Annotated in this window: 22 protein-coding genes and 1 pseudogene; 15 read left to right on the forward strand and 8 right to left on the reverse strand. The window is 66.0% G+C overall.

Annotated elements, in window-relative coordinates:
- Positions 1-31: 31 nt before the first annotated feature.
- Positions 32-1483: an NAD-dependent succinate-semialdehyde dehydrogenase gene (locus LGN19_RS33155; protein WP_226219462.1), complete on the forward strand. Its 1452-nt coding sequence runs from the start codon at positions 32-34 to the stop codon at positions 1481-1483.
- Positions 1484-1653: 170 nt separating this feature from the next.
- The gene (locus LGN19_RS33160) at positions 1654-2988 is read left to right on the forward strand and encodes an MFS transporter (RefSeq protein WP_226219572.1); all 1335 of its coding nucleotides are present in this window, start codon (positions 1654-1656) and stop codon (positions 2986-2988) included.
- Between the two features lie 161 nt (positions 2989-3149).
- On the opposite strand, the gene LGN19_RS33165 is transcribed toward LGN19_RS33160, so the two are convergent.
- The 3 genes from LGN19_RS33165 to LGN19_RS33175 all read right to left on the reverse strand — a co-directional run bounded on the left by LGN19_RS33165 (position 3150) and on the right by LGN19_RS33175 (position 5028).
- Complete coding sequence (locus LGN19_RS33165) at positions 3150-3443, reverse strand: type II toxin-antitoxin system RelE/ParE family toxin (protein ID WP_413227261.1); 294 nt, start codon at positions 3441-3443, stop codon at positions 3150-3152.
- 2 nt (positions 3444-3445) lie between these two features.
- Complete coding sequence (locus tag LGN19_RS33170; protein WP_122948656.1) at positions 3446-3703, reverse strand: type II toxin-antitoxin system ParD family antitoxin; 258 nt, start codon at positions 3701-3703, stop codon at positions 3446-3448.
- 122 nt (positions 3704-3825) lie between these two features.
- The gene (locus LGN19_RS33175; RefSeq protein WP_175219005.1) at positions 3826-5028 is read right to left on the reverse strand and encodes an RNA-guided endonuclease InsQ/TnpB family protein; all 1203 of its coding nucleotides are present in this window, start codon (positions 5026-5028) and stop codon (positions 3826-3828) included.
- 74 nt (positions 5029-5102) lie between these two features.
- Between LGN19_RS33175 and LGN19_RS33180 the strand changes: the two are divergent.
- The 4 genes and pseudogenes from LGN19_RS33180 to LGN19_RS33195 all read left to right on the forward strand — a co-directional run.
- Positions 5103-5231 (forward strand): annotated as a pseudogene (locus tag LGN19_RS33180) (transposase); the annotation flags it as partial.
- A gap of 235 nt (positions 5232-5466) precedes the next feature.
- Positions 5467-6186 (forward strand): hypothetical protein, encoded by a 720-nt coding sequence (locus LGN19_RS33185; RefSeq protein WP_226219463.1) that lies wholly within the window; start codon positions 5467-5469, stop codon positions 6184-6186.
- A 75-nt stretch (positions 6187-6261) separates the two neighbouring features.
- On the forward strand, positions 6262-7020 hold the full coding sequence (locus LGN19_RS33190) for a hypothetical protein (protein WP_226219464.1): 759 nt from the start codon (positions 6262-6264) through the stop codon (positions 7018-7020).
- On the forward strand, positions 7017-7370 hold the full coding sequence (locus LGN19_RS33195) for a hypothetical protein (protein ID WP_226219466.1): 354 nt from the start codon (positions 7017-7019) through the stop codon (positions 7368-7370). The genes LGN19_RS33190 and LGN19_RS33195 overlap by 4 nt, the downstream gene beginning before the upstream one ends.
- A 173-nt stretch (positions 7371-7543) precedes the next feature.
- Here the strand turns inward: LGN19_RS33195 and LGN19_RS33200 are convergent, their stop codons facing one another.
- Positions 7544-8419, reverse strand: a complete 876-nt coding sequence (locus LGN19_RS33200; protein WP_226219468.1) for a LysR family transcriptional regulator — start codon at positions 8417-8419, stop codon at positions 7544-7546.
- Between the two features lie 213 nt (positions 8420-8632).
- Between LGN19_RS33200 and LGN19_RS33205 the strand changes: the two genes are divergently transcribed.
- The 5 genes from LGN19_RS33205 (at position 8633) to LGN19_RS33225 (ending at position 15687) form a co-directional block, all read left to right on the forward strand.
- Positions 8633-9571: a LysR substrate-binding domain-containing protein gene (locus LGN19_RS33205; protein WP_011356424.1), complete on the forward strand. Its 939-nt coding sequence runs from the start codon at positions 8633-8635 to the stop codon at positions 9569-9571.
- A gap of 324 nt (positions 9572-9895) precedes the next feature.
- Complete coding sequence (gene aldA / locus LGN19_RS33210) at positions 9896-11320, forward strand: aldehyde dehydrogenase (protein WP_226219470.1); 1425 nt, start codon at positions 9896-9898, stop codon at positions 11318-11320.
- A 132-nt stretch (positions 11321-11452) separates the two neighbouring features.
- Positions 11453-12790 carry an MFS transporter gene (locus tag LGN19_RS33215; protein ID WP_175218995.1) on the forward strand — a complete coding sequence of 446 codons (1338 nt, stop codon included), beginning with the start codon at positions 11453-11455 and terminating at the stop codon, positions 12788-12790.
- Positions 12787-14004: a mandelate racemase/muconate lactonizing enzyme family protein gene (locus LGN19_RS33220; RefSeq protein ID WP_174914157.1), complete on the forward strand. Its 1218-nt coding sequence runs from the start codon at positions 12787-12789 to the stop codon at positions 14002-14004. Before LGN19_RS33215 ends, LGN19_RS33220 begins: the two co-directional genes overlap by 4 nt.
- 15 nt (positions 14005-14019) lie before the next feature.
- Positions 14020-15687 (forward strand): GMC family oxidoreductase, encoded by a 1668-nt coding sequence (locus LGN19_RS33225; protein WP_226219472.1) that lies wholly within the window; start codon positions 14020-14022, stop codon positions 15685-15687.
- 39 nt (positions 15688-15726) lie between these two features.
- Here LGN19_RS33225 and LGN19_RS33230 read toward each other — a convergent pair whose 3' ends face one another.
- Positions 15727-16629: a LysR substrate-binding domain-containing protein gene (locus tag LGN19_RS33230; RefSeq protein WP_122948644.1), complete on the reverse strand. Its 903-nt coding sequence runs from the start codon at positions 16627-16629 to the stop codon at positions 15727-15729.
- 109 nt (positions 16630-16738) lie between these two features.
- On the opposite strand from LGN19_RS33230, the gene LGN19_RS33235 reads away from it, so the two are divergent.
- The 3 genes from LGN19_RS33235 (at position 16739) to LGN19_RS33245 (ending at position 18715) form a co-directional block, all read left to right on the forward strand.
- Positions 16739-17446: a hypothetical protein gene (locus LGN19_RS33235; RefSeq protein ID WP_226219474.1), complete on the forward strand. Its 708-nt coding sequence runs from the start codon at positions 16739-16741 to the stop codon at positions 17444-17446.
- 76 nt (positions 17447-17522) lie between these two features.
- The gene (locus LGN19_RS33240) at positions 17523-18086 is read left to right on the forward strand and encodes a hypothetical protein (RefSeq protein ID WP_226219475.1); all 564 of its coding nucleotides are present in this window, start codon (positions 17523-17525) and stop codon (positions 18084-18086) included.
- A 161-nt stretch (positions 18087-18247) separates the two neighbouring features.
- A complete protein-coding gene (locus LGN19_RS33245; RefSeq protein ID WP_226219477.1) occupies positions 18248-18715 on the forward strand; it encodes an immunity 22 family protein in 468 nt (155 codons plus the stop codon).
- Between the two features lie 50 nt (positions 18716-18765).
- On the opposite strand, the gene LGN19_RS33250 is transcribed toward LGN19_RS33245, so the two are convergent.
- The 3 genes from LGN19_RS33250 to LGN19_RS33260 all read right to left on the reverse strand — a co-directional run bounded on the left by LGN19_RS33250 (position 18766) and on the right by LGN19_RS33260 (position 21675).
- Positions 18766-19587 carry a quaternary amine ABC transporter ATP-binding protein gene (locus LGN19_RS33250; protein WP_226219479.1) on the reverse strand — a complete coding sequence of 274 codons (822 nt, stop codon included), beginning with the start codon at positions 19585-19587 and terminating at the stop codon, positions 18766-18768.
- 14 nt (positions 19588-19601) lie between these two features.
- Complete coding sequence (locus tag LGN19_RS33255; protein WP_226219480.1) at positions 19602-20567, reverse strand: ABC transporter permease; 966 nt, start codon at positions 20565-20567, stop codon at positions 19602-19604.
- Between the two features lie 70 nt (positions 20568-20637).
- Positions 20638-21675: an ABC transporter substrate-binding protein gene (locus LGN19_RS33260; RefSeq protein WP_011356435.1), complete on the reverse strand. Its 1038-nt coding sequence runs from the start codon at positions 21673-21675 to the stop codon at positions 20638-20640.
- A 570-nt stretch (positions 21676-22245) separates the two neighbouring features.
- On the opposite strand from LGN19_RS33260, the gene LGN19_RS33265 reads away from it, so the two are divergent.
- On the forward strand, positions 22246-23397 hold the full coding sequence (locus tag LGN19_RS33265; RefSeq protein ID WP_226219482.1) for a porin: 1152 nt from the start codon (positions 22246-22248) through the stop codon (positions 23395-23397).
- The last annotated feature ends 449 nt before the right edge of the window (positions 23398-23846 follow it).

Genomic DNA, 23846 nt, shown 5'->3' on the forward strand with positions numbered 1-23846 from the left:
AGGCTCCGAGGCATTGAAGGAACGACACACCATGAACGAATTTCTGAGGACCGGCCATTACATCGGCGGCGAATGGCACGAAGCGCACGGCGCGAGCGACGCGACCTATCCGGTGCTGAACCCGGCGACCGGCGAGACGATCGCGAAGGTCGCGAAGGGCGGCGCCGACGACGCGCAGCGCGCGATCGACGCCGCCGCGCGCGCGTTTCCGGCCTGGCGCGCACTGACCGCAAAGGAGCGCGGCGCCCGCGTGAAGCGCTGGGGCGAGCTGATGCTGGAAAATCGCGACGCGCTCGCCGAGCTGCTGACACGCGAGCAAGGCAAGCCGCTCGCGGAAGCGCGCGGCGAAGTCGCGTACGCGGCGAGCTTTCTCGAATGGTTCGCGGAAGAAGCGAAGCGCATGTACGGCGACGTGATCCCGAGCCCGAAGCCGAATGCGCAGATCGTCGTCACGCGCGAGCCGGTCGGCGTCGTCGCGGCGATCACGCCGTGGAATTTCCCGTTCGCGATGATCACGCGCAAGGCCGGCCCCGCACTCGCGGCCGGCTGCACGATGGTGCTGAAGCCGTCCGAGGAAACGCCGTTGTCGGCGTTCGCGCTCGCGGTGCTCGCCGAGCGCGCGGGCGTGCCGGCCGGCGTGTTCAACGTCGTGTCGGGCGACGCGGTGGCGATCGGCGAGGCACTCACGCATTCGTCCGTCGTGCGCAAGCTGTCGTTCACGGGCTCGACGCGGGTCGGCAAGCTGCTCGCGAAGCAGTCGGCCGACACGTTGAAGAAGCTGTCGCTCGAACTCGGCGGCAACGCGCCGTTCATCGTCTTCGACGATGCTGATCTCGATGCAGCGGTCGAAGGCGCGATCGCGTCGAAGTTCCGCAATACCGGCCAGACCTGCGTATGCGTGAACCGCTTTCTCGTGCAGGACGGCGTGTACGACGCGTTCACGCGCAAGCTCGCGGACGCCGTGCGCAAGCTGCGCGTCGGCAACGCGCTCGCGGGTGAAGTCGACCAGGGGCCGCTGATCAACGAGGCGGCGCTCGGCAAGGTCGAGCGGCACGTGGCCGACGCCACCGCGAAGGGCGCGCACGCGCTCATCGGCGGCAAGCGTCACGCGCTCGGCGGCACGTTCTACGAGCCGACCGTGCTGACCGGCATGACGGCCGACATGCTGATCGCCGAAGAGGAAACCTTCGGCCCCGTCGCCGGCTGCTTCCGCTTCTCGACCGAGGAGGAGGCAGTGGCCGCGGCCAACGACACGCCGTTCGGGCTGTCCGCGTACTTCTACACGCGCGACCTCGGCCGTGCATGGCGCGTGTCGGGTGCGCTGGAAAGCGGGATGGTCGGCGTCAACGACGGGATCATCTCGACCGAAGTCGCGCCGTTCGGCGGCGTCAAGCAATCGGGGCTCGGCCGCGAAGGCTCGAAGTACGGCCTCGACGAATACGTGGAACTCAAGTACACGCTGATGGCCGGCCTCGGCCGCTGACCACCACCGGCCGCTCCCCGCGGTCGACCCGCGCCGCGCGCCGCCCGGCCGCGCGGCGCCTCGCACGACGCTCGCGGCGGCGTTCCGCCTGCGCGCGCCGCTGCGCACCCGATAACAATCCAGGAGGCAGCTTGACTCAAGCCAACGTTCAATCCGGCACGGCCCGCGCATTGCCGCTGTCGCGTGGCGCCGATGTGCCGCACCGCCCCGTCGCACTCGACGACGTGCCGCTCAACCGTTTCCACTTGAAGATCGCCGGCCTGACGTTCGGCGCGCACTTCACCGAGGGCTACACGCTCGGCACGATCGGCTACGCGCTGGCAGCGCTCGGCAAGCAGATGCCGATCGACGCGTTCTGGATGGGAATGATCGGCAGCTCGGCGCTGATCGGCATCTTCTTCGGCAGCCTCGTGTTCGGCTGGCTGTCCGACCGGATGGGCCGGCAGAAGATCTTCCTGACGAGCTTCGTGATCATCACGGCGGCCGCGTTCGCGCAGTTCTTCGTCACGTCTCCGCTCGAACTGTGTTTGCTGCGCGTGCTGATCGGCTTCGGGATGGGCGGCGACTTCACGGTCGGCCATGCGATCCTCGCCGAATTCTCGCCGCGCAAGCATCGCGGCGCGCTGCTCGGATCGTTCAGCGTGATCTGGACGATCGGCTATGTCGCCGCGAACGTGCTCGGCCTCGCGTACAGCGACGCCACGCCCGACGCCTGGCGCTGGCTGCTCGCGTCGGCGGCATTGCCCGCGCTGATCGTGCTGGTGCTGCGGATCGGCACGCCCGAATCGCCGCGCTGGCTGCTCGGCAAAGGGCGCGTGCAGGAGGCGCGTGCGATCGTCGCGAAGCATTTCGGGCCGCACGTGATGCTCGACGGTTCGACCGAGCCGCATGCGCACGGCGGCTTCTCGCGGCTGTTCCAGCGTGACCTGATCCGCCGCACGGTTTTCAACTGCGCGTTCTTCGTCTGCCTCGTGATTCCGTATTTCGCGATCTACACGTTCCTGCCGACGATCCTGAAGACGATCGGCCTTGCCGAAGGTTTCGGCGCGGACCTGCTGCTGAACGGCTTCCTCGTGCTGGGCGCGCTGATCGGCATCTGGCTGACGATCCGGCTGTCGCGGCGCGGCTTCCTGATCGGCTCGTTCGCGGTGACGTGCGCGTCGCTCGTCGCGCTGGCGGTGCTGCCGTCGTCGGCGGCCATCGCGATGATCGTCGCGTTCGCGGTCTTCACGCTGACGATGTCGGCATTCAGCAACCTCGTCGGCGTGTTCCCGCCCGAGTGCTTCCCGACCGAAGTGCGTGCGAGCGGCGTGGGTCTCGCGATCGCATGCAGCCGGCTCGGTTCGGCGATCGGCACGTTCCTGCTGCCGGTCGGTATCGCGACGCTCGGCTTTCACGCGACGATGTTCGCGCTCGCGGGCGTGCTGCTGGTCGGGATGATCGTGTCGATCGCGTGGGCACCGGAGACGAAGCACCTGACGCTGGAGGAGGCGTCGGGGCATTGACGAGGGCGGCGGGTGGTGTGCTCGCCTGCTTCATCGCGCTCAATCGAGGCTTTCGCATCGACACGCCGCTGATGCGCTGCGGCGATGCCGAGTGCGATTCGGACGAACCGGGCCGTGGCCGGGTTCGTTCATTCCGGACACGATGCGATGAGGGCGTTCGCTCAGAACAGAATCGACGCGTAGTCCCGCGCGCCGTGCAGGATATGAAGAATGTCGATCCGCGTCGGCGGATCGACAACGACCCGATAGAAGATCTGGTAGTTGCCGTACACGCGGTGCCGCACGCCGTGACGCTCGAAGCGCGGCACCAGCGGAAACGCCAGCGGCATCCCGGCCAGGCCCAGGCATTTGTCGCGAATTTCCCGCACGAACGTCACGGCGCGTTGCGGGTTGTCGCGTGCAATGTAATCCGCGATCGCTTCGAGTTCGGCAATCGCAAAATCGGACAGGCGCACGGTCAGGCCTGCCGATCCGCCTGGGCCCGATACTTCGCCTCGAGACGATCGAAGACTTCCGCCGCATCGGCGCCGCGTCCGGCTTCCGCATCGGACAGGCTGCGCGCGATCACCGCGTCCAGCGCGTTCAGCTGTGCCTCGCGATCCTGAATCAGGCGCACGCCTTCGCGAAGCACTTCGCTCTTGGATCCGTAGCGCCCCGATTCGACCAGCTTCGCGACGTAAGCTTCCAATTGCTGCCCCAATTCTGCAGTGATCATGTCAACCTCCCGACCGGATTGAATTCGATGCATCCAGCGTATCCCAGCTATCAACTATTTTGACATCCTCCCCCGCCTGAAGACGGGGGATTCCTACCGCGTCTGAAATGATGATGCTTATCTCAGATCGCCTCAGCGGGTTCCTGCTTCATTGAGCGGCCCGACTTCACCGGCTCTCCACAGGCTGCAACGCGGTGTCCCCGCGCCAGAATGTTCAGAGCGCCGACGACATCGGCGTTCTCCGCGTAACCGCATTCGACACAAGCGAATTTTTCCTGCGCGGTCCGGTTATCCGCACTCACGTATCCACAAGCCGGACACGTCCGGCTTGTATTCGCGGGCGGGACCGCCACCAGCCAGCCGCCATTCCAAGCCAGCTTGTATTCCAACTGCCGCCTGAACTCGAACCACCCTTGGTCGAGGATGGCCTTATTCAGACCGGACTTGGCCCGAACGTTCTTGCCCGGTGCATCGGTGCTACCCGCCGCCGACCTGGACATATTCCGAACCTGCAAGTCCTCGATACACACCATCGCGTGGTTTTGGCTGATCGTGGTCGTGGCCTTGTGCAGGTAGTCGCGGCGCGCATTGCCGATCCGCGCATGGATGCGCTGGACTCTGGCCTTGGCTTTTATCCAGTTATTGCTGAACTGGACCTTGCGGCTCATCGCACGTTGGCATCGGCGCAGACGAGCCTCATGTTTCCTGAAACTGTTGAGCGGTGCGATAAACGTGCCGTCGCTCATCGTGGCGAAGCGGACGATGCCCACATCGATGCCGATCACGCGGGTGGCATGGGGCACCGGCTGCTCGACCTCCCGCTCGGTCTGGATCGAGACACTCCACTTGCCCGCGTTGAAGCTGACCGTTGCGTTGCGCAGTTCGCCCAGCACGGGACGCGACAGCCTCAGCCGCATCCAGCCCAGCTTGGGCAGGAAAATGCGCCCATTGGGCTGGTCGAGCTTGAATTGCTTGGGGTCCGGGTAGCGAAAACTGTCGCGCTGGCCGCGCTTCTTGAACTTCGGAAACGCCGCTCGCTTGGCGAAGAAGTTCTTGTAGGCCCGCTCCATGTCCTTGAGAGCCTGTTGCAACGGGTGAACGGGTGCGCCCTTGAGCCATGGCGTTTCGCCTCCGTTACGCCACTCCGTCAGATGCTTGGCCATCGCTACGTAGCCAATGAACTTGCCGCCCGCCTCGTAGTTCTCCTTCTGCAACGCCAGTGCCTTGTTGTAGACGAACCGGCACGCTCCGGCGAAGCGGCGCATATCGCGCTGCTGCTCGCCGTTCGGCATCAGTTCGAACTTGAAGGCCTGGAGTCGTCGCATCGGACGATTGTATGTCTGGCACACAAGAGCGAGTCAAGCCATTCGACGTGGTCGCTATTACGTCTTTCAAGTGCTACTCGAGCATTCGTAAAAAGTTGTGGGGCGGCGCGCTGGGGTCTCCGTCATACTTCGCCGGAAGTTGTGGCGGAGCGCCTGTCGAAATCATTCGCAAATACATCGACCAACAGAAAGCGCCCCACTAGCCGCCCGAAAGGACGCCTACGGCGTCTACCCTATCCTTCCCCGCCTTGAAGTACGATGTTTGACACGCATTCAGATCAACAAGGCGACCTCCAGGGGGTCGGCGCGAATGCTTTCGACGTGCCGATAAGGCGGATGGACGGAACCGGACGTGCTTCAGGCGGGCTGCCTTAGCGCCGGACATTTCCGCCTTCACTCGTGTAGCCTTACCGGACCCTCCCCGTGCGAGCACCGATCATGATTGAAGACATCGTCACGCCACAACCCGGCCTGAAGGTCTACCCGCCAGACACCGACGTCTTTGCCGAGTCCAACGCCGCACTCGCGCGCCATCTGCATCCGCTCGTGTCGATCGACCTGTCGGCGGTCAATCCGTCGTGGGAGGGCTGGATCCACCTGCTCAGCCCCATCGAACCGTACGACAGGCTCGTCGGGCAGGACACGGCCGCGTACCACAACGACTATCTGCGCGCGAACTGGATCGCATTCCGGCTCGACGACAACAACCGTTACACACTGCTCGGCGACCCGCGCTACTTCTATCTGGAAAACCCGCCCGGCGCGCATGACGCGGGCTATCGCGAGGGACTGGAGGCGCACTACGCCGAGCAGCAGGCCAGCATCGAAGCCGCGCGCCAGCGGTTCGCCGAATACGGCGTGCTCTACTCGTCCAACCAGTACGCGCCGGACGAGCGCGATTTCAGCCAGGAAGAACCGTGCAACCTGATCGACCAGCTCGGCGGATCGGTCGGCTGGGGCAACTGGTCGGGCACCTCGGATTTTCCGATCGACGATAGCGATCCCGACAACATCCGGCCGATCGGCCCCGACGGGGCGCGCTTTCGCTTCGTCGCCAGCGTCACCGGCTGGGAATACCGCGCGATGGGCGCAGACTCGATTCTCTTGTTTTACGAGCCGGCCAGCCGCGTGGCGCTGCTGACGTTCGACTGGTCGTAAGGCGGGCGGGACGGGCGATCGCTCCGTCTCGCGATTAGCCGTTTGGCGGACTCTGCCCGCCGGATTCGCGCCGATATGCTGGGGGCTTTCCACTCATCGCCGGAAGCCATGCCCGCTCGACCCGTCGATCTCAGTCATGTTCTGCCATACGAAACGTCGTACTTCGACGATCGGCTCGAGGTCGATCGAAACGATCTCGATATTTCCGCGTTTCTTGGTGTGAACGGCGACGTCCCTGACGCACTGCTCGTTTCGTTGTGCGGAGCGCCCGCCGGATCGGACATTCAAGCCTATCTCGACAGCAGAGGCCAGTTGACCTTCTCGGTCACGAATCCCACCTGGATCCGATCCGAAAACCGCGTGTCGGTCCGTCGAGAATCGGACACATCCCTACTCGAACTCAAGACGATCGATCTCGTCGATCACGCAATCGCGGGATTCGGCGCGGCGATGCTGTGGCGGATCGTCAGGGCGTCTGATACGTTGGACATCACTCGAATCATTGCATTCGCAGCAGGGGGCCGGAAGGCAGCGCCAAAACCGGGCGGCCGCCGGTTATTCGGGTATTACGCATGGCCACGGTTCGGTTTCGACGCGCCCATTCCCGACAAGTGCGGCGATGAAGCGGCGCTGTTCCAGTATTTCCAGGGGCACCCGGTCGGTCTTGCCGACGGATCGCTCCGGTCGCTGCGCGCGCTCTATGCGACGCGATTCGGCCGAGATTTCTGGCGCGTGGCGGGATCACATCGCTGGATGACATTCGACGTCACACCGCACGGCACCTCCGTGCGGGCGCTGCAAAGATACTTGATCGAAAAGGGGATTTACGAATGAACGCAAAGCACACGCCGATTGCCGGATTCCGGATCACGCGCCCCGCGGCGAAGCGCGACCGGCCGGTGACCCGGCATCGCCTCGCCCTCAGCTCCGAAGCCAGGCAACTCCTCGACGCGCTGGTCGCAACCGAACTCCATCACAGCCTGGCGCGCGTCATGCGCAAGTCCGCCGTCGGGCACGACACGCGGACGGCCAACATGCCGGTATCCCCACCGCGCCGCGCCGTCTTCAACGTCGGGCGCATCGATCTCTCGAAGTGCCAGATGCCTGTCGAAACGATCGCCGACATAGAATTCTGGGGGCGCCGGGAAACACTCATGCACTTCGGGCACGACCCCGACCTGTAACCCGCGGCAATGGAACGCAACCGCACGGTTCGCTGCGACGACGATCCAGCCAGTCTTCAGCTCGTAACGATCTTTGACAGACACCCAAGCAGGAAGCACAGCACGACAGGCGCGGACTGATCCGATTGTTTCCACAGAAAGATCAGCCGCGTCTCAGCATCGCGGCACCCGCCCTACCCCCTCCTTCCCGCCTGCCCCCGCAACCACGCCGCAAACGCGACCACCGGCTCGACCGCGACACTCTCCGGCTCGACATCGAGCCAATACCCAAACGGCCCGATCGGCTGCACCGGCGACAGCCGCACGAGGCTGCCTTCGCCGATCTCCTCCTCGATCATGTTCAGGTCGACCACCGCGAGCCCCGCGCCCTTGCGCGCCGCGCGGATCGCCTGTTCGAGCGTCGAAAACTCGATACCGTCGCCGATCCGCGCCAGCGGCACGCCCGCCTGCTCGCACCAGTCGGCCCACAGCGTCAGGCGCTTGCCTTCGTGCAGCACATGCAACGACGGCAGCCGGCCGAGCAGCACGTCGAGCGCATCGCCGCGATAGCGCGGCGCGCCGACGAGCGCATGCCGCTCCATCATCAGCAGCTCCGACTGCATCCCCGCGCGCGCCGCGCGCCCGAAGCGGATGTGGCAATGGCAATCGTCAGCCGGCTCCGTGCGGATCGACAGCTCGACGTCGGGCAGCGCCTCCGCGAGCGTGCCGAGCCGCGGCGAGAACCACTGCGTCGCGAACGTCGGCGGCAGCGACACCGTCAGCCGCCGCTTCGCACCCGGCCGCGTCGCAGCGATTTCGCCGACGCCACGCTCGATCGTGTCGAACGCCTGCCCGACGAACGGCAGCAACCGCTGGCCGGCATCGGTCAGGCGCACGCCCTTGTGATCGCGCTCGAACAGCCGCGCGCCGAGCGCTTCCTCGAGCAGCCGGATCTGCCGGCTCACCGCCCCCTGCGTCACGCACAGCGAGACCGCCGCGCGGTTGAAGCTCAGGTGACGCGCGGTCTCCTCGAAAAATCGCAGCGCGATCAACGATGGCAGGCGTCGCATGATGTGTGTCCCTTTCGTTCGTATCGTTCGTGTCGTTGCCGGCCGGCATCGCCGGCCCTCCTGCGGCCAGCCTTGTCACAGCAAGGCGCGCCGACTGCCATACCGTCAAACCCCGGCGCCCTCCGTCGCCGCGATTCATCGTCCCCGCGCCCTCGCCACCCGCCTACAATAAGCATCCCGCACCAAACACGACACCGCCCCGTGAGACGCAAGATGCCAGCGCTGAATGCGCTGAAAGCCTTCGAGATGGCCGGCCGCACCGGCAGCTTCACGCGCGCGGCCGAACTGCTCAACGTGACGCAGAGCGCGGTGAGCCGCCAGGTTCGCCAGCTCGAGGGCCAGCTCGGCGAAACTCTGCTCGAGCGCCGCCATCACCAGCTCGAACTGACGGCGGCCGGCCGCGTGCTGCTGCGCGCGCTGCAGCAATCGTTCGACAAGATCGAGCTGACCGTGCGCAGCCTGCAGGAAAAAACCCACCTGAACCGCCTGCGCGCGAACGTGCCGCCCACCTTCGCCGCGCGCTGGCTGATGCCGCGCCTCGGCCGGCTGCGCGATGCGCATCCCGAATTCGAGCTGAGCCTCACGACCCGCATTCACGACAGCCTCGGCGAATCGCGCGTGCTCGACTGCGCGATCCGGTTCGGCGACGGCGAATGGGACGGCTTCGACAACGCGCTGCTGATGCAGGAGCAGCATATCGCCGTCTGCGCGCCCGCGCTGTATGCGCGGCTGCGCCAAGACGGCGCGCCGATCGACCTGAACCGCTTCACGCTGCTGCATGTGCTCGCCACCGACGACCAGCGCTACCTGACCTGGCAGCACTGGCTGAAGGCCGCCGGTATCGCCGACGTCGACACGCGCGGCGGCTACGAATTCGACCTGCTCGACCACGCGATCCGCGCGGCGATCGACGGCCTCGGCATCACGATCGCCGACCGCCACATGGTCGCGCGCGAACTCGCAACCGGGCAACTGATGCAGGTGCTCAACGTGCACGTCGATGGCCACCAGTCGTACTGGTTCGTCACGCGGCCCGAGCAGACGAACCTGCCGCACATCGTCCAGTTCCGCGACTGGCTGCAACAGGAAGTCTGGCTCGCGAAGCGCCATCTCGAACCGTCGTCGCCACTGCCGCAAGTGCCGCTGGCCTGACCACGCGCCCCGACCCGATCGCCGTCGATCGCCGTCGACCACCGGCCGCGGGCGACACCTTACCGGCTTCCACGCCCATCCGCATCCGGCCCCGTCTGAAAATCCTTCCCGGCCACCGGCGGCCCCGCCCCGGCCCGCGCCGCCGCAGCCTTGCCCGACGGGCGACTCCGGCCGATCCGCCGAGTAACGTGCGTTTTTCTCATGCCCGGCACAAAAATAAGTCGTTTGCCGTGCGCTAAACGCATGAACAGAATGGCCTCCATCCCGTGCCACGCGTGTCGCCACTCGAAGCGATCCGCCTGCATTCATCGGAGGAGTCACTTCATGCGCACCGAACGCAATTACGTGAACGGCCGTTTCGTCGCCCCGGAAAGCGACACGTTCATCGTCGTCCGCAATCCCGCCACCGAAGCGCCGTTCGCGCGCGTGCCGGCCGCGACGCCGGCCGACGCGCTCGCCGCCGTCGACGCCGCAGCCGCCGCGCAGAAGGCATGGCGCAAGCTGCCGAGCGCCGAGCGCGCCGCGTACCTGCACCGCTTCGCCGACGCACTGACCGCACGCGCGCCCGAGATCGGCGCGGCGCTCGCGCAGGAATCCGGCAAGAGCGTCGAGGACGCGTCGAACGAAGCCGTCTACGCGGGCCAGATCACGCGCTACCACGCCGAGTGGGCACGCCGGATCGAGGGCGAGATCATTCCGAGCGACACGCCCGACGAAAACCTGTTCCTGCAGCGCGAGCCGATCGGCGTCGTCGCGTGCCTGATCCCGTTCAACTATCCCGTCTACACGCTGCTGCGCAAGGTCGCGCCCGCGCTGATCGCCGGCAACACCGTGGTCGTGCGGCCGAGCAACCACACGCCGGTGTCCGCGTTCGAGATCGCGAAGGCGGCCGACGATGCCGGCTTCCCGCCGGGCGTCATCAACATCCTGACGATGGACCACGCGACGGCCGAAGCGCTGTGCACGCATCCGGCGGTCGGCATGATCACGCTGACCGGCAGCGTGAACGCGGGCCGCAAGGTACTCGACTACTGCAAGGCGAACATCGCGAAGCCGTCGCTCGAACTCGGCGGCAAGACGCCCGCGATCATCGAGCCCGACGCCGACCTCGAACGCGCGGCCGCTGCGCTCGTCGCGTCGAAGACGACGCACTGCGGCCAGCTCTGCACGGCGATCGAGCGCGTGTACGTGCACGACAGCGTGCACGACCGCTTCGTCGCGCTGCTGAAGGAGAAGATGGCGGCCGTGCGCAGCGGCGACCGTGCGGAAGACGCCACGCGGATGGGCCCGCTCGTCAGCGCATCGGCACGCGCGCACATCCACGGGATGGTCGAACGTGCAGTCGCGGCCGGCGCGACGCTCGAAACCGGCGGCGTGATCCCGGCCGGCCCGGGCTTCTTCTATCCGGCCACGCTGTTGACGAACTGCCGGCAGGACATGGAGATCGTGCAGGAGGAAACCTTCGGCCCGGTCATGCCCGTGCTGCGCTACACGACGATCGACGAAGCGATCGCGCAAGCGAACGACCACCAGTTCGGCCTGTCGTCGGTGCTCTACACCGAGCACTACCGCACCGCGATGACCGTCGCGAATGCGATCGAAGCCGGCGAGCTGTACGTGAACCGCACACCGGCCGACCCGTACCAGGGCTTCCACGCCGGCTGGAAGCGCTCGGGCCTCGGCGGCGACGACGGCAAGCACGGGATGCTCGAATTCACGCAGACGCGCCTCGTCGTCATGAAGTACTGACGCCGCCGCGCCGACGCTCCGTTTCCGGCGCGCGCACTAGAACACCACGCCGCGCGCGCCGCCCCTGACCCAACCAGAACATAAGAAATCTGCAGGCCTCCGCATCAAGGACGCCTGATGGAGGAAGACATCATGCCGACCCAACCGTCGACGCCCGCCGCGTCGCTCGCGTTGCACGACGACGCACATGCGTCGCAAAGCTCGCGCACGCAACGCTACCTGCAACTGCTTCTGCTCGTGATTGCCGCGGGCGCGATCTACCCGATGCTGTATCTGCGGCAGGTGTACCAGCCGACGATGCTGCAGTTCTTCCGTATCGACGACGTGCAGCTCGGCTACCTGTATTCGTCGCTCGGCACGATCTTCCTGATCAGCTATTTGCCGAGCGGCTGGCTCGCCGACCGCCTGTCGCCGCGCTGGCTGATCTGCTTCTCGCTGCTCGCCACCGGCGCGCTCGGGCTCGTCTACGCGACCGGGCCGTCGTTCGACACGCTGGTGCTGATCTTCGGCGGCTGGGGGCTGACCACCGGCCTCACGTTCTGGGCCGCCGTGATCAAGCGCGTGAACATGATCGCGGGCCCCGACGAACAGGGTCGCTTCTTCGGCCTGCTCGACGGCGGCCGCGGGCTCGTCGAGGCGCTGCTCGCAACGATCGCGATCACGCTGTTCGCGTACGTGACGCAGGCACACGGCGGCACCGATGCAGCCGGCTTCCGGCTCGTCGTGCACCTGTACGCGTTCGTCTGCATCGCGCTCGGCGTGCTGCTCGCGCTGGTGAAGGATCCGTCGCACGCGAGCGATCGCACGGCCGCGCAACAGCGCCGCAACGGTAGCGACCGCCGAGGCAACGTGCTGACCGACCTGAAGACACTCGCGTCGATCCCCGAGCTGTGGCTCGTCGCCGCGATCGTGTTCTGCGGCTACCAGGTGTTCTGGGCGACCTACAGCTTCTCCGCGTACCTGCACGAAGGCAATTTCGGGCTCAGCGCAACGGCGGCCGGCTTCATCACGACGCTCAAGCTGTGGATGCGCCCGGTCGGCGGCATCGGCGGCGGCTTCCTCGGCGATCGCGTGTCGAAGGTGTCCGTGCTGTTCTGGGCGCTCACGCTCGCCGCACTGTCGCTCGTCGGGCTGATCGCGGCACCGGCACACAGCCCGCAGGCGATGCTCGTCGTGCTCGTGCTGTTCATCGGCATCCTCACTTACGCGATCCGCGGCCTGTACTGGTCGCTGCTCGACGACTGCAAGGTGCCGACGCATTGCGCGGGCCTCGCGATCGGCCTGATCTCGGTGCTCGGCTATTCACCCGACGTGTTTGTGCCGCTGATCAACGGCTACGTGACGCAGGCCTACCCGGGCGCGCACGGCTACCAGCTCTATTTCGGCTACATCGCGGCCATCGCGCTGTGCGGCGCGGGCGCCGCCGCCATCCTCAAATACCGCCTCAACCGTATCCAGGAGTCCGCATGAAGATCGTCTCGCTCGAAACCCATATCGTCGCCGTGCCGCCGCCGCATGTCGGCGGGATGTACTGGATCTTCGTGAAGCTGAAGACCGACGACGGCATCGAAGGCGTCGGCGAGATCTACTCGGCGACGTTCGGCCCGAAGGCGATGGCCCCGATCATCGACGACGTGTTCGAACGCCACCTGCTGAACCGCGACCCGCATCACGTCGAACGGCTGTTCCGCCAGGCCTATTCGAGCGGCTTCACGCAGCGTCCGGACCTGACGATGATGGGCGTGGTCAGCGGCCTCGAAATGGCGTGCTGGGACATCATCGGCAAGGCCGCCGGCAAGCCCGTGTATGAACTGCTCGGCGGGAAGATCCACGAGCGGCTGCGCTCGTACACGTACCTGTACCCGAAGAACGCGAAGGGCGAATACGACTACGACGACCCCGACCTCGCCGCCGAATGTGCGGCCGAGAACGTGAAGCTCGGCTTCACGGCCGTCAAGTTCGATCCGGCCGGCCCGTACACGGCCTACTCGGGCCACCAGCTCTCGCTCGAAGTGCTCGACCGCTGCGAGACGTTCTGCCGAAAAGTGCGCGAAGCCGTCGGCAGCAAGGCCGACCTGCTGTTCGGCACGCACGGGCAGATGGTGCCGTCGTCGGCAATCCGGCTCGCAAAGCGGCTCGAGAAATACGACCCGCTGTGGTTCGAGGAGCCGGTTCCCCCCGGCCAGGAAGAAGCGATCGCGCAAGTCGCGAAGCACACGTCGATTCCGATCGCGACCGGCGAGCGCCTGACGACCAAGTACGAATTCCACAAGCTGCTGCAAGCCGGTGGCGCGTCGATCCTGCAACTGAACGTCGCGCGCGTGGGCGGCCTGCTCGAAGCGAAGAAGATCGCGACGCTCGCTGAAGTGCACTACGCGCAGATCGCGCCGCACCTGTACAACGGCCCGGTGGGTGCGGCCGCGAGCATCCAGCTCGCGACCTGCACGCCGAACTTCCTGATCCAGGAAAGCATCATGACGTGGGGCGGTTTCCACGCGGAGGTCGTGAAGACGCCGATCCGCTGGGAAGACGGCTACATCATCCCGTCGAACGAGCCGGGCCTCGGCATCGAGCTCGACATGGACGTCGTGAAGCGCCACACGCCGTACACCGGCGAACGGCTGCACCTGCAGATGGGCGAACACCCCGTCGACGTGAAGGATCTCGCCCCCGCGAAGGGCTGAGCGCAAAGGACAGACATGAGCTACGACTACATCATCGTCGGCGCGGGCTCGGCCGGCTGCATCCTCGCGAACCGCCTGAGCGAAGCGGGCCGGCACTCGGTGCTGCTGCTCGAAGCGGGCGAGCGCGACGCGTCGTTCTGGTTCAAGGTGCCGGTCGGCTTCACGAAGACCTACTACAACCGCCGCTACAACTGGATGTACTACAGCGAGCCCGAGGCGCAGCTCGCCGACCGCAAGCTGTACTGCCCGCGCGGCAAGGTGGTCGGCGGGTCGGGCTCGATCAACGCGATGGTCTACGTGCGCGGCCAGCGCAGCGACTATGACGACTGGGCGAAAGCCGGCAATCCGGGCTGGGCGTACGACGACGTGCTGCCCTACTTCCGCAAGCTCGAAACCCACGCGGCCGGCGCGACCGATCCGCAGCATCACGGTTCGACCGGGCCGATCCACATCACGTCGATGAAGGCCGACGTGCATCCGATCGTCCACGAGTTCCTGAAGGGTTGCAGCCAACTGAACCTGCCGCGTACCGATGATTTCAACGGCGCGCAGTTCGAAGGCGCGGGCATCTACGACCTGAACACGAAGCACGGCGAACGCTGCTCCAGCAGCTTCGCGTACCTGCGTCCCGCACTGGGCCGTGCGAACCTCACGCTGCGCTCGGGCGTGCTCGTGCGGCGCGTGACGTTCGATGGCATGCGCGCGACCGGTGTGGTCGTCGCGGGCGAGCACGGCGACGAGACGCTCGTCGCCGCGCGCGAGGTGATCCTCGCGGCCGGCGCGGTCGATACGCCGAAGCTGCTGCAACTGTCGGGCGTCGGCGATCCGGCGCTGCTCGCGCGCCACCGCGTGCCGCTCGTGCATGCGCTGCCGGCCGTCGGCCGCAACCTGCAGGATCACCTGTGCGTGAGCTTCTACTTCAAGGCGAACCGGCCGACGCTGAACGACGAGATGGGTACGCTCATCGGCAAGATGAAGATCGGCTTGCGCTACCTGCTGACGAAGCGCGGCCCGCTCGCGATGAGCGTGAACCAGGCCGGCGGCTTCTTCCGCGGCACGGACGGCGCACCGGAGCCGAACCTCCAGCTGTACTTCAACCCGCTGTCGTACCGGATCCCGAAGAGCGATCGCGCGAGCATCAAGCCCGAGCCTTATTCCGGCTTCCTGATCGCGTTCAACCCGTGCCGGCCGACGAGTCGCGGCGCGATCGAGATCGCGTCGAACCGCGCGGAAGAGGCCGCGAAGATCCACATCAACGCACTGACCACGCAGAAGGATCTCGATGAAGCCGTGCAGGGCAGCAAGGTGATTCGTGCGCTGATGCGTGCGCCCGCGCTGAAATCGATGACAGTCGAGGAAATCTCGCCGGGGCCGCAGGTCGATTCCGACGAGGCGATGCTGCAGTATTTCCGCGAGCAGTCCGGTTCGATCTACCACCTGTGCGGCTCGTGCGCGATGGGGCCCGACGCGGCGACGTCGGTGGTCGATGCATCGCTGCGCGTGCATGGGCTGCAGGCGCTGCGGATCGTCGATGCGTCGGTGTTCCCGAACATCACGTCGGGCAACATCAACGCGCCGACGATGATGGTCGCGGAGAAAGGCGCGGATCTGATTCTGGCGGATGCGTTGACGGCGGAGATGGCCGGCGTGCAATCGACGCAACGGGAGACCGTCGTACAGTGACGCGGTCCCGGCAGGTTCGACGGTCGCTACCGCCAAACATCAGCGGTTCGTGGCGTCCACGACCTGTCTGCACACGTTCACGATCAGGTCCCGCAGCCCGGCATGCACCGCGTCGCGTTCGAAGCGCGGATGCCACATGATCGAGATCGCGAGCGCGGGGGTCGCGACCGGCAGGTCGAACGTCACGACGTCCTGCCGGGCCTGGGCGGTGTGCTTCTCGGGCACGTGAGCGATCCAGTCCGAGCGCTGGGCGAGCTCGATGCCTGACTTGAAGTTCGGCACCACCGCGATGACGTTGCGCTCGCGCCCCTGCTCGCTCAGTGCATCGTCGATCGGCCCGTGAAAGCGCCCCTGGCGCGACACGCTGATGTGCGGCACGGACAGATAAGCATCGAGCGTCATCCGGCGCCGCGCCAGCCGATGGCCCTTTCGCAGCACGCCGACCATGCGGTCGTCGAACAGCTTGCGGATCATGATCTCCGGCCCCGTCTCGCCGACCACGCCGATTTCGATATCGACTTCCCCGCTGCGAAGGCGCGCCACGGTCTTCTCGTGCTTCGGCAGGAAGCGCAGCCTTGCATGCGGCCATGCATCGTGCGCGTGCGCGATGATGGGTACCGCGAACGAATCGATGAACCCGTCGTTCGCGCTGATGTTGAACACGCGCTGCGCGTCGATCGACCGGTGCTGTGCGCCGAGCAACAGCTCCACATCCTGCAGGATGCGGTCGAGCGGCTCCTTCAACCGCCGCGCCGTTTCGGTCGCCACCATGCCCTTTCCCGCGCGCACCAGCACCTTGTCGCCGATCGCGTCCTGGACACGGGCAAGGGTCCGGCTCATCGCTGACGGGCTCAGATCAAGACTGCGTGCCGCGCCGGACACGCTTTCCTCGTCGATCAACGCTTTCAGCGCCAGCAGCAGGTTCAGGTCGATCCGGTTCAATGCCGCGCTCCTCGCAGATTTGCATCGGATGCATCATATATCTGCCAAACCTGCACTGTACACACGCCAATCCCGCTCCTACCATTCGAGCAACCGAACGGAGGAACGCATGGAGACGACGCAGGAGCACGACGAGCAATTACGCGAGTCGCTGTTACGGGACTGGCACGACCATACGAAGCAGCCGACCGCGGTTGCCGCGCGCTTGCGGGAGCGGCTTGCGTTCCCGATGGATGCGCAGGATCTCGTCGAACTGGCGGCGCTCGCGACGCACGTCTTCGGCGAGCATCTCGGCGACTGGCAGGCGGGAATGGGCTATCTCGACCAACTCGTAGACGCGCACGAGGATGCACCAGCCGACTCGCTCCGGCGCATCGACCGCCAGCATGCGGTACTCGAGCGACTGGAGGACGCGAATGCGTCACTCGACAGGTTCGACGCCGACGATCGCGTCTACATCACGGCGCTTGCGCTCCCCGCGATCACGCTGCAGCGATCGGTGGCGGAAGCAGAAACGGCCTTCGCCGAAGCGATGCACCTGCTCGCCTCCAGCGACTGCCATGAGCACCACAGGTTGTTCGGCGTGGTCACGGCCAATCTCGTCTGCGACCTGCTGGATCGTTCGGCGTTGTCGGCCGCCAGGCGGCGCCTGCTCGTCGTGCTCGCGGAGAAAAGCCATGCGCTCTGGCTTCAGGAAGGCGACGAGACGGATCGGGAGAAGGCTGCGTTCCGGCTGATGCAGAGCTACCAGAAATGCAGGACACCTGACAATTACGGAAGCGGGCGCTATCCGCGGTATGGATCGATCGAGCCGTAGCCACACCTGGCCATGGGCCGCCGGTCGGTCATAATGCGCGGAACATTCCGATCAGATGCAGCAGGCTCCGGTTCCGATGGCCACCCCGCAAACCCCGAAGAAATACATCACGCGAGCGCACGCGCTTGCCTTCCCCGCCATAGTCCTGGTGCCGATGCTGGTGGGGTTCGTTACGCTGCCACTGACGTGGCACTGCACGGTCGGCGACTGGCCCGGCGCAAACCGCATTCGCATGGCGTCCATCATCGCCTTTGCGCTGCTCGGGGTGCATTTCTCGCGCGATCTCAGAACGAAGAGCTCGATCAGGGATCTGCTGATCGCCGCTTTCATGTGCGGCGGGCTCGGCATGATATCCGGCCAGTTCTCGCTCCTGCTGCTGGTCAGGGCAACCTCGCATTCGCCGCAGTCCTTCGACGCCGCGTTCGTGCCGGGCGCCCACCAGACGAAAGGCTGCGGATACCGCATCACCTTCGCCGACCCCGGCCTCGGCTCACCTGCGCTCGTCTGCAATCGCGACCTCGACCTTCCCGACGGTGCGGCGTCGGGCGTCGTTCGCGTCAACGAACTGGTCGGCCCGTATGGCGTGCGACATCTCGACATGACCGTCATCGAGTCGACCGTGGCCGGCAGCGGCCAGTAATGCCGCTTTGCGCCGGTCCGGGCTCGCTGACCGTCGATGCCACCAGTGGTCCCCGACATCACGTCAGACAGCGTCAACGCGCCGGCGATGCCAGTCTCGAAGGAAGGGCACTGACCTGATTCCGGCGAATGTGTTGCGGGGCGAGACGGTCGTGCAGAGAGGTGCCCGGCATCGCGCACGCGCGTATCATCGTGCGCGTGCGCCGGCGCTCCCCGCCCACCACCTCACGCCCGACGAGGCCACCGATGATCGTTACCGTTCACCTGTTCATTTCCAGCGGCCGATTCCGCTCGTTCGCGGAGATGCGCTCGTTCATCGACGAGCGGTACACCGAGGACGGCGACGGTATTCCTTCGGCGTTCATGACGGAAGTCGGGCTGCGCGGCTACGAACCGGGATGCATCGAGGCCATTCATCGCGGCGATCCCGTTCCCGTCCAGCAATTGCTGCGTGGCGCTTCCTGGGTATCGGCATGGGTACATGCCGTTCCTGCCGACCTCGTCGCCGACAGTGCAATCGGCGCGTACTCGCCCAACGTCGTCATGACGCCGGAAAACGCTTCGCTCGACTACGTGGGCGCCTATGAATTCGATACGCGCACCGGCCTGACATCGGCCCGGCCCGCATGAACGAAAAAGGGCGGCACCCTGTGCCCCCCTTTTTCGTGTCGCTTCCCGCGTCAATTCACACTCGACCGCTTCTCCACGAACCTTCGCACATACTCATCCGCCGGCCGCGACAGAATATCGTCCGGCGTCCCGACCTGCACGAGCGTGCCGTCGCGCAAAATCGCGATCCGGTCGCCGATGCGCAGCGCTTCGTCGAGATCGTGCGTGATGAACACGATCGTCTTCGACAGCGTCGCCTGCAATTCGAGCAGCTGATCCTGCATTTCGGTACGGATCAGCGGATCGAGCGCGGAGAACGCCTCGTCCATCAGCAGCACATCGGTATCCGCCGCGAGCGCACGCGCCAGCCCGACACGCTGCCGCATCCCGCCCGACAGCTCGTCCGGATAATGATCACCATAGCCGTCGAGCCCGACCTTCGTCAGCCAGTTGCGCGCGGCCTCGGCCGCGTCATGCCGCTTCTCGCCGCGCGTGCGCAGCGCATACGCGGCGTTGTCGAGCACGGTCTGGTGCGGGAGCAGCCCGAAGTTCTGGAACACCATGCTGACCTTGAAGCGGCGCAGCTCGCGCAGCCCGTGCGCGTCGAGCTTGATCACGTCGCTGCCGTCGATCACGATCTCGCCGGCCGTGGGCTCGATCAGCCGGTTGAAGTGCCGCACGAGCGTCGATTTTCCGGAGCCCGACAGCCCCATGATCACGAAGATCTCGCCCGACTCGATGCCGAGGCTCACGTCGTTGAGCCCGACGTTGCAGCCCGTTTCGGCCAGCACGTCGGCCTTGCGCTTGCCCGCGCGCAGCAGGTCGAGCACGCGCGCATGCGCGGCCTGCGGCCCGAACAGCTTGTACACGTGTTTGACGTCGATGGTCGCCATGTATGTCTCCGTTCCTATGCACGCGACGACTGCGTCGCCTGATTCGAATCGACGCCCGCCGACGACGCCTTGCGCGGCAGCCGGTACGGCACGCGCGACGCGCCCTTCTGCCGGCGCTGCTGCGCGAGCCGCCGCCGGGCGCGCCGCTCCTGGCCGAAGCCCTGGCTGATCCGGTCGATCACGATCGCGAGGATCACGATCGCGAGGCCGGCCTGCGTGCCCTTGCCGACGTCGAGCGTCTGGATGCCCGCTAGCACGTCCTCGCCGAGCCCGCGCGAGCCGATCATCGACGCGATCACGACCATCGACAGCGCCATCATCGTCGTCTGGTTGATACCGGCCATGATGCTCGGCCGCGCGAGCGGCAACTGCACGTTGACGAGCAGTTGCCAGCGCGTCGTACCGAACGCACGCGCGGCTTCCGTCACGTCCGGATCGACCTGGCGGATGCCGAGATCGGTCAGGCGGATCAGCGGCGGCAGCGCGTAGATGATCGTCGCGAGGATCGCGGGCACCTTGCCGAGCCCGAACAGCATCAGCACCGGGATCAGGTACACGAAGCTCGGCAGCGTCTGCATCACGTCGAGCACGGGCAGCAGCATCCGGCGCAGCCACGCGCTGCGCGACGCAAGGATGCCGAGCGGCACGCCGATCGCGACCGACAGCACCGTCGCGACGAGCATCAGCGCGAGCGTCTGCATCAGCTTGTCCCACAGGCCGAAGCAGCCGATCGCGTAGAGCAGCAGCATGAAGAGCACGCCGAGGCCGATGCGGCGCGTCGCATTCCACGCGATCGCGCCGACGACCAACAGCACGAGCCACGGCGGTGCGACACGCAGCGCGCCTTCGAGCGGCACGAGCAGGTAGCGCAGCACCAGTATGCTGAAATGATGGAAGCTGTCGCCGTATTGCGCGACGAATGTCTCGAGCGCGCTGTTCACCCAGTCGGCGATCGACAGGTGCAGAAAGAAGCCGTTCATGTCCGTTCTCCGTCGCGCCGCGAAGGCGCGTGACGGCGGCGGCAGGCGCGAGCCCGCCGCCGCGCGCTGGTTACGCGCCCTTCAGGCTGCCTGCGATCTTCTGCGCGACGTCGGCCGGCACCCACTGCTTCCACATGTCCTGGCGGGTCTTCAGGAACTGCGTGGCCATCGCCGCGCCATCGATCTTCTTCGTCGTCATCTCGAGGATCGTCTGGTTCAGGAAGTCCATCGGAAAACGCACCTTGCCGAATACACCGACGAGATCGGGGTTCGCATCGGCGAACGGCTTCGACACGCCGACCGTCAGCCGCGACACCATGTACGACGACGCGCACTGGTGCGTGCTGCTCTCGTCGCGCAACGTCTTCCAGCATGCTTCGTTATAGGCCGGCATCTTCAGCGCGGTGAACTTGTATTTCGCCATCAGCGCGGCCGGGCCCCAGTAATAGAACACGATCGGCGCGCCGCGCTGGTACGCGGACGCGATCGCCGCGTCGAGCGCCGCACCGGTGCCCGGGTGGAAATTCGTGTACGACTGGTCGAGCTTCAGCACGCGCAAGAGGCGCGTGTTCACGCGCTCGCAGTCCCAGCCCGTCGGGCAGTTCAGGAAGCGGCCCTTGTCCGGTTCCTCCTCGTCGGCGAACACCTGCTTGTACTTCGGCAGATCGTCGACCGACACGAGCCCCGGCGCGACCGGCTTGATATTGCGCGCCGGATCGCCCTTCACCACGTAGTCGGGCACGAACCAGCCTTCCGTCGTGCCGCCCGGCAGCGTGTCGCCGATCAGCTTCACGGCGCCCGACGACACGGCCTTCGCGGTGATCTCGCTGCGACCCGTCCACTGCTCGGCCCAGATCTGCAGGTCGTTGCGCGCGAGCGCCGTTTCGGTGGCGGCCGTGCTGCCCGGCACGACGTCCGTCTTGCAGCCGTAGCCCTTCTCCATGATCTGACGCAGCACTTCCGTCGCGAACGACCCGCTCTCCCACGTGATGCCCGCGAAATGGACCGTCTTGCCGTCGGCACACGCGCCGCCGGCCGCGTGGGCCGCGGGCGCGGACAGGATCGCCGCGGCGGCGAGAAGGACCGTTTTCAGTCGTCGAATCTGCATGGTGGGTCGTCTCCAAATCGAATCTGTTGTTTGTGCGTCGCGGCATGCGCGGCGACCGGCGAATCGCGAATCCAGTCACGTCCGGTCAGTCTGCATGTTTCAGCCGCCAATATGTTTAGGGAAACGAGTAATTCCGATCATTGCAATCGGCGGCGCCAATCGATCCCTGCGCACCCTGTCAGGCCCGCCGGACGGGCCTCTCGGCCGACATCGCGAGCCCCCGCACGGCCCCGCGCGCGCTGTGTCGCCCCCCGTTCGGCCGTTGCGCGACCGGCGTCGAGCCGCCGCGCCGCGCACCCCGTTTCGGCTGTCGAAACGGCCTGTCGCGCCCCCATTGGCGAACCCGATCCCATCCATCGAAATTACTCGCTTTCGATTCCTTTTCGGCTTGGGAAGAATGCGCGGAGTCATCGGAGGAGACACGACCCGACGCTGCCGGTCGCCGCGCCGCCGCGCCTAGCGCGACCCGGCGCCGTACGCGCTGCACCGGGTCGCCCCGGATGACGGGGCGCGCCTCGCCGGACGCGCTCACGACAACCGATACAAGCTGGATATCCCGGAGATCTCTCAATGAAAAAGACCCTGACGGCGCTCGCCGTAACGGCAACCTTCGCAGCCCCCGTGTTCGCGCAAAGCAGCGTCACGCTGTACGGCGTGATCGACGAAGGTCTGAACTACACGAACAACGTCGGCACCGGACACGTCTACGAAATGGCGAGCGGCTACGCGCAGGGCAGCCGCTGGGGCCTGAAGGGCAGCGAGGATCTTGGCGGCGGCATGAAGGCGATCTTCCAGCTCGAAAACGGCTTCGACGTGAACACCGGCCGGCTCAACCAGGGCGGCCGCATGTTCGGCCGCCAGGCGTACGTCGGCCTGAGCCAGACGCAGTACGGCACGCTGACGTTCGGCCGCCAGTACGACTCCGTCGTCGACTATCTCGCGCCAACCACGGCGAACGGCAACTGGGGCGGCTACCTGCTCGCGCACCCGTTCGACAACGACAACACCGACAACTCGTTCCGACTCGACAACACGGTGAAGTACGCGAGCCCGAACTTCGGCGGCTTCCAGTTCGGCGGCGCGTACAGCTTCAGCAACAGCACGAACTTCTCGGACAACCGCGCGTACAGCTTCGGCGCGCAGTACCAGAACAACGGCCTGCTGATCGGCGCCGCGTACCTGCAGGCGAACCACCCGGGCGACGGCTCGGCCGGCGCGATCACCGCGAACGACGCGAGCTACATCGCCGAGCGCATGCGCGTGTTCGGCGCGGGCATCAACTACACGTTCGGCCAGGCGACGGTCGGCTTCGCGTACACGAACTCGAACTACAAGAACCCGACCGGCAACGGCTACCTCGGCAACCCGGGCGCGATCATTGCACCGGGCGCGACGGTCAGTGCGATCAAGTACCAGAACTTCGAGCTGAACGGCTCGTACCAGATCACGCCGGCGTTCATGGTCGGCGCACAGTACGTGCTGTCGCTCGAGAAGTACGACGCGTCGACCGGCAACGCGAAGCCGAAGATCCATTCGGCCGGGCTGATGGCCGACTACAACCTGTCGAAGCGCACCGACGTGTACGTGCAAGCCGCATACCAGCACATCGCCGGCGACAAGACGAACTCGATCCTCGACAACGCGTTCATCCCCGGTACCGACGCGCCGTCGTCGACGTCGAACCAGGTCGCCGTGCGCGTCGCGCTGCGCCACAAGTTCTGACGCACCTCGGTTCTCCGTTCTTCACGCGACACCCGCGCCCGTCGGCCCGAGGTGTCTTTGCCCGCCCGCAAGCGCAAGCCTGCCGGCGGGCTTTTTCATGGTTCATCGCCAATGGGCGGCGCGCATGCGAGACAGCGGCTACCGCGTCGAACCGGACACACGCGTTCGACGACCGCACGAATATCCCCGACAATCGTTTCCAGCCTTGCATGTCCGCTGGGGCCCGTCTCGATCCCGCGCCCGGCCGATACGCTCGCCGCGCTTGCGCTGCCCGTCGGGCAGTGCACGCCTCGCCGCGTTCGGGTCGATCGCCGATCAGCCGCAGGCGGCATGAAGCCCGTTCGCGCTTGCGCATTGCTCACAATAGTTTGCAATTTTGCGTCAAGCCGGTCGATATGATCTGCCTGTCACGATCGTATCGGTATCGGCCTATCCAATCCTGCGGCCGC

It is taken from the genome of Burkholderia sp. AU30198, assembly GCF_020419825.1.
In the GTDB taxonomy this organism is placed as follows: domain Bacteria; phylum Pseudomonadota; class Gammaproteobacteria; order Burkholderiales; family Burkholderiaceae; genus Burkholderia.

Excerpts from the sequence above, each read along its gene's own strand:
- LGN19_RS33155 (WP_226219462.1), top strand. The coding sequence starts at position 32 with ATGAACGAATTTCTGAGGACCGGCCATTACATCGGCGGCGAATGGCAC.
- LGN19_RS33170 (WP_122948656.1), bottom strand. The coding sequence starts at position 3,703 with ATGATCACTGCAGAATTGGGGCAGCAATTGGAAGCTTACGTCGCGAAG.
- LGN19_RS33175 (WP_175219005.1), bottom strand. The coding sequence starts at position 5,028 with ATGCGACGACTCCAGGCCTTCAAGTTCGAACTGATGCCGAACGGCGAG.
- LGN19_RS33185 (WP_226219463.1), top strand. The coding sequence starts at position 5,467 with ATGATTGAAGACATCGTCACGCCACAACCCGGCCTGAAGGTCTACCCG.
- LGN19_RS33190 (WP_226219464.1), top strand. The coding sequence starts at position 6,262 with ATGCTGGGGGCTTTCCACTCATCGCCGGAAGCCATGCCCGCTCGACCC.
- LGN19_RS33195 (WP_226219466.1), top strand. The coding sequence starts at position 7,017 with ATGAACGCAAAGCACACGCCGATTGCCGGATTCCGGATCACGCGCCCC.
- LGN19_RS33200 (WP_226219468.1), bottom strand. The coding sequence starts at position 8,419 with ATGCGACGCCTGCCATCGTTGATCGCGCTGCGATTTTTCGAGGAGACC.
- LGN19_RS33205 (WP_011356424.1), top strand. The coding sequence starts at position 8,633 with ATGCCAGCGCTGAATGCGCTGAAAGCCTTCGAGATGGCCGGCCGCACC.
- aldA (WP_226219470.1), top strand. The coding sequence starts at position 9,896 with ATGCGCACCGAACGCAATTACGTGAACGGCCGTTTCGTCGCCCCGGAA.
- LGN19_RS33215 (WP_175218995.1), top strand. The coding sequence starts at position 11,453 with ATGCCGACCCAACCGTCGACGCCCGCCGCGTCGCTCGCGTTGCACGAC.
- LGN19_RS33220 (WP_174914157.1), top strand. The coding sequence starts at position 12,787 with ATGAAGATCGTCTCGCTCGAAACCCATATCGTCGCCGTGCCGCCGCCG.
- LGN19_RS33225 (WP_226219472.1), top strand. The coding sequence starts at position 14,020 with ATGAGCTACGACTACATCATCGTCGGCGCGGGCTCGGCCGGCTGCATC.
- LGN19_RS33235 (WP_226219474.1), top strand. The coding sequence starts at position 16,739 with ATGGAGACGACGCAGGAGCACGACGAGCAATTACGCGAGTCGCTGTTA.
- LGN19_RS33240 (WP_226219475.1), top strand. The coding sequence starts at position 17,523 with ATGGCCACCCCGCAAACCCCGAAGAAATACATCACGCGAGCGCACGCG.
- LGN19_RS33250 (WP_226219479.1), bottom strand. The coding sequence starts at position 19,587 with ATGGCGACCATCGACGTCAAACACGTGTACAAGCTGTTCGGGCCGCAG.
- LGN19_RS33255 (WP_226219480.1), bottom strand. The coding sequence starts at position 20,567 with ATGAACGGCTTCTTTCTGCACCTGTCGATCGCCGACTGGGTGAACAGC.
- LGN19_RS33260 (WP_011356435.1), bottom strand. The coding sequence starts at position 21,675 with ATGCAGATTCGACGACTGAAAACGGTCCTTCTCGCCGCCGCGGCGATC.
- LGN19_RS33265 (WP_226219482.1), top strand. The coding sequence starts at position 22,246 with ATGAAAAAGACCCTGACGGCGCTCGCCGTAACGGCAACCTTCGCAGCC.